The following is a 4,900-nucleotide window of genomic DNA, read 5'->3' as shown; positions in this document are numbered from 1 at the left end:
GGGCGCAGACGCGACGGGAGCTGACGGCGCTGTTCCGGCCGGGCCTTTCCACAGGTGCAGCGCCTCGTCCACAAAGCTGCCGGTTATCTGCCCGTCCAGGGTCTGGAGCAGCAGGCGGCTCACCACATTGCGCAGTTCACGTATATTTCCCGGCCAGACATGTTCCTGCAGGGCGTCCATAACCGGGCGTGAAAGCCGGGGCGGGTGTATCTCGTATTCTCGGGAAAACTGCCTGACAAAATGCTCCACAAACAACGGGATGTCGTTTTTCCGTTCCCGCAGGGGAGGCATGCGCAAAACCACCGAACCGAGGCGATAATACAGGTCACGACGCAGACGGCCCTGATTCATGGCCGCAGCCATGTCAATATTGGTGGCGGACATGACGCGCATATCCACGCCGATGGGCGCGGCCTCGCCCACACGCTCAAAAGAGTTTTCCTCCAGCACCTGCAAAAGCTTGCTCTGCATCTCCGGCGCAAGTTCGCCTATCTCGTCCAGAAAAAGCGTGCCTCCCTGGGCCAGTTCCACCCGCCCCACCCGCTTGCTGGTGGCCCCGGTAAACGCGCCTTTGGCGTAGCCGAACATTTCACTTTCAAAAAGCGTGGGAGGCAGGGAAGGGCAATTGACCTTCACAAAACTGTTCTTGCGCCTGGGGCTGTGCAGATGCAGCCAGCGGGCCAGCATGCTTTTGCCCGTGCCGGTTTCGCCCAGAATCATGACGGGAATGTGCAGCTTGGCAACCTTGCGGGCCAGCGCCATGAGTTTTTTCATATCCGGCGTTTCCAGCAGGCTGGCGGCCAGCAGGATGCTTCCGGTGGGGTCCGCTTCCGGACTGCGGGCCGAGCCCGCCTGGGCCGCACGCACTTTCTCCAGGCGTTCTTCGGAAAGCACTGCAAAAAGAAAGGTGGACAGCACGGGGCTCAGCTCCAGCAGCACATTGAGAATCTGCACGATATTTTCAGGCGGCTGCATAAAAGACACGTGCAGCGTGCCGATGACCTCGCTGTTGACGATGAGAGGCAGGGCGATGGTGGAATTCAGCCCCACCGTGGAAAGAGGCATGGGCGAGTCGCCGAAGTCATGCTTGGTCAGATCATTGATGACCACGGGCTTGCGCGAGGCGATAGCCAGGCCCGCCACCGTGTTCTGGGCAATGCGCGTATTGGAGAGCGATTCCACCACCGTGCCGTCGGCCGCGGTGAACAGATTGAGAAACTCTCTTTCCGCGTCATAGAGATTGATGCAGAAGCGGTCATAGTGAAATAAAATACTAAGCTGCTTTGCAAGCATGCGGAAAAAGGCATTACGGTCCATCTTTCCCACAACAAGCCGCGCCAGGTGGTGCACCACCTGACCCACTGTCTGGGACGGGTTGTTCAGGCCGCCGGCAGAAAGCTCGTATGGCATACTCTCCTCCTGCCCAATAATAGGCACCCATTTGACTAAAAAACAAGGCTATTGCCCATATTTAAGCAAAGCAGACTGAACAGCCAAACAGTTTTGTGAAAAAATATCCTTATATAGCACCAGGTAACGCGTTCAGGGCATCTCTGGCACGCACATTGCTTTATAGCTCAACAAGACTGGGGCAATACAAGCAAATACTGTCTTACCGTATACCAGATGCAATATTTTTAACTGCATTGGAACGCAAAAGCCATGCGACAAAACGGATAACACATATAAGAGAGATTGCTTGTGTATTACATCTCGTTCTACTACCAACATACTATCCAAGGAGAACAGTATGACAACCCACTTTGTGGTGCACGAGCCGGGCGACAGCGTTGGCGTGGTCGTGGTTGAAGGCGTCAAAAAGGGCGACCGGCTCAACGGCTGGGTGATGGATGGCGACACCACACTGGAATTCGAGACCCTGAGCGACATTCCCATCGGTCACAAGATCGCTCTCAAGGACCTTGCGGTAGGCGACACCATCATCAAGTACAGCACGGATATCGGCAAGGTCGTCAAGCCCATCAAGCGCGGCGAACACCTGCATGTACACAACGTCAAAACCAAAAGGTGGTAAACCGATGAACAAGACATTTATGGGCTACCGCCGCGAAAACGGACGTGTGGGCATTCGCAACCATGTGATCATTCTGCCCCTGGACGACCTTTCCAACGCCGCCTGCGAGGCTGTAGCGAACAACATCAAGGGGACCATGGCCCTGCCCCACGCCTACGGACGCCTGCAATTCGGCGAAGACCTCGACCTGCACTTCCGCACCCTTATCGGTACGGGCTGCAACCCCAACGTGGCAGCCGTGGTGGTCATCGGCATTGAGCCGGTGTGGACGCAGCGCGTGGTGGACGGCATTGCCAAAACCGGCAAGCCAGTGGCGGGCTTTGGCATCGAGCAGCACGGCGATCTGGAAACCATCCGCGCCGCCTCCCTCAAGGCCAAGGAATTTGTGCATTACGCCAGTGAGCTGCAGCGCACTCAATGTACGGTGGACGAGCTGTGGGTTTCCTGCAAGTGCGGCGAATCCGACACCACATCCGGCATCGCTTCCAACCCCACCGTCGGCAACGCCTTTGACAAGCTGTGGGAAGCCGGGGCCACCACCCTGTTTGGCGAAACCACTGAAATCACCGGCGGCGAGCACCTGGTTATGGAGCGTTGCGCCAATGAGGAAGTGCGCGCCAAATTCAAGGCGTTTTTTGACCGCTACGCCAAGGTGGTGGATGACCACAAAACAGACGACCTCTGTGACTCCCAGCCCACCAAGGGCAATATTGAGGGCGGCCTGACCACCATTGAGGAAAAAGCCCTGGGCAACGTCCAGAAGATCGGCCGCAAAGCTCCTGTGATCGGCTGCCTCGACAAGGCCGAATCCCCCACCGGTCCCGGCCTGTGGTTTATGGACTCCTCTTCCGCTGCTGCCGAAATGGTCACCCTGTGCGCCGCTTCGGGCTTTGTGGCCCACTTCTTCCCCACCGGCCAGGGCAACATCATCGGCAACCCCATTCTGCCGGTCATCAAGCTCTCGGCCAACCCGCGCACCGTGCGCACCATGAACGAGCATATCGATGTGGACGTTTCCGGCCTTCTGCGCCGGGAAATAAACATGGATCAGGCGGGAGACATGCTGCTTGAAATGCTCATCCGCACCTGCAACGGGCGCAACACCTCGGCTGAAGCCCTGGGTCACCGTGAATTTATCATGACCCGGCTTTACGAAAGCGCGTAAGAACCATAAAGAGCTGGCGCCGGTCTGTACCCGGCGCCAGCTCTTATGGCCCTGGGCGCTCGCCCACTAATGCCGTGCAGCAAGCCGGTGGCGCCCCCCCATACACTACTTGTGTCTGAGGTAATCATGTCAAAGAAAATTTTTTCTACGCTTTATTTCAAGGTGCTTCTGGGCATCGCCCTCGGCATTGCGTTCGGTTTTATCGAACCTGACATTGCAGTCAAGTTAAAACCTCTCGGCGACGCGTTCATCAACCTTATCAAGATGATCATTACGCCGGTCATTTTCTGTACTGTTTCAGTGGGTATTGCTCGCATGGACAGCCTCAAGGCTGTTGGCCGTGTCGGCGGAAAAACTCTGCTTTATTTTGAAATAGTCACAACACTGGCCTTGATTATTGGTCTTATTGTTGTGCATGTTTTTCAACCCGGCGCGGGCATTCATGCAGACCCCGCCACCATGGATGCCTCGGCTCTGGGCAGATTTGCCCAGGCCAAACAGCAAACCACACAGGAATTCATTATGGGCATTATACCCCATAGTGTGGTGGGCGCTTTTGCAGAAGGCAATCTTTTGCAGGTGCTGCTGTTCTCTGTGCTGTTCGGCATGAGCCTTTCGCACATGGGCGACAAACCCAAGCAGGCCATACTTGGCACGCTTGACCGCTTCAGCAACGCGTTTCTGGGCGTGGTCAACCTGATCATGAAGCTTGCGCCCATCGGCGCGTTCGGGGCCATCACCTTTACTATCGGCAAATACGGCGTGGGCGCGCTTGCCTCTCTGGGCAAACTCGTGGCCTGCCTCTACATCACAAGCGCCCTGTTTGTCATTATCGTGCTCGGCTTCATCTGCAAAATGTCCGGCGTCAACATCTGGCAGCTTATCAAATACATGAAGGAAGAAATCTTCATCACTCTCGGCACTGCCAGCACTGAAGCCGTTCTGCCCCGCAGCATGGAAAAAATGGAAGCTCTGGGTATCAAAAAATCCGTGGTCGGCCTTGTTTTTCCCACGGGATATTCTTTCAACCTTGATGGTGCGGCCATCTATCTTACCATGGCGGCCTCGTTCATTGCCCAGGCTATGGATATCCACCTGGACCTGCAGCATCAGATTACCCTGCTTCTTATCCTGCTGCTGACCTCCAAGGGCGGCGCGGGTGTTGCGGGCGCGGCGCTCATTGCCCTGGCAGCTACGCTTTCAGCCACCAATATCATTCCGGTTGTGGGCATGACCCTGGTTATCGGCATTGACCGCATTCTTAACGAAATGCGCGCCGTGGTGAACCTTATAGGAAACTGTGTTGCCACTGTCGCCATCGGGAAATGGGAAAAATCCATTGACCTTGAGCACGCCAACCTTGTTCTGAGCGGAAAAATAAACGTAGAAGACATGCTGGAGAAAAATGAAGATCTTGACACAATAGAAATCGCCTCTCCGGCTCCTGTACCCCAGGTCGAAAAATTGGGCGCATAGTACTCCTCCATGCCCCACATGGCGCCCATCCGTATCATTACGCCATTATTACGGATGGGCGCAAATTTTTTCAAAAACTGAAGGTTTGCCATGCGCTACGCCATCAATAACGATTTGTTCCGGCCTCATGCCTCCATAATTGATCGGTACAAAGATCTGCCCGTGGCCGACATCTGCGATGCCCTGGGCCGCAACGCGGCACTGCCCGCGGCACTGCGTCCCCT

At 55.9% G+C, this 4,900-nt stretch carries 4 protein-coding genes; 3 read left to right on the top strand and 1 reads right to left on the bottom strand.

Annotation, left to right across the window (positions count from 1 at the left end; all coding sequences use genetic code 11):
* The coding region (locus tag V6C07_RS01820; protein ID WP_333534687.1) for a sigma-54-dependent Fis family transcriptional regulator at positions 1–1,410 on the bottom strand (1,410 nt) is incomplete at its 3' end.
* Between the two features lie 340 nt (positions 1,411–1,750).
* Between V6C07_RS01820 and V6C07_RS01815 the strand changes: the two genes are divergently transcribed.
* From V6C07_RS01815 to dctA, 3 genes are all read left to right on the top strand, one after another.
* On the top strand, positions 1,751–2,035 hold the full coding sequence (locus V6C07_RS01815; RefSeq protein ID WP_333534686.1) for a UxaA family hydrolase: 285 nt from the start codon (positions 1,751–1,753) through the stop codon (positions 2,033–2,035).
* A 4-nt stretch (positions 2,036–2,039) separates the two neighbouring features.
* Positions 2,040–3,200, top strand: coding sequence for a UxaA family hydrolase (locus V6C07_RS01810; RefSeq protein WP_333534685.1), 1,161 nt, complete (start codon positions 2,040–2,042; stop codon positions 3,198–3,200).
* A gap of 126 nt (positions 3,201–3,326) precedes the next feature.
* Positions 3,327–4,676, top strand: coding sequence for a C4-dicarboxylate transporter DctA (dctA, locus tag V6C07_RS01805; RefSeq protein ID WP_333534684.1), 1,350 nt, complete (start codon positions 3,327–3,329; stop codon positions 4,674–4,676).
* Positions 4,677–4,900: the final 224 nt, after the last annotated feature.

This window comes from Desulfovibrio sp. 1214_IL3152 (genome assembly GCF_036763055.1).
Lineage (GTDB): Bacteria > Desulfobacterota > Desulfovibrionia > Desulfovibrionales > Desulfovibrionaceae > Desulfovibrio.
Note: the sequence above shows the minus strand (reverse complement) of the source record. Positions and strands in the feature narration are given on the sequence as shown.

Coding starts and splice junctions, on each gene's coding strand:
- V6C07_RS01815 (WP_333534686.1), top strand. CDS start 1,751: ATGACAACCCACTTTGTGGTGCACGAGCCGGGCGACAGCGTTGGCGTG.
- V6C07_RS01810 (WP_333534685.1), top strand. CDS start 2,040: ATGAACAAGACATTTATGGGCTACCGCCGCGAAAACGGACGTGTGGGC.
- dctA (WP_333534684.1), top strand. CDS start 3,327: ATGTCAAAGAAAATTTTTTCTACGCTTTATTTCAAGGTGCTTCTGGGC.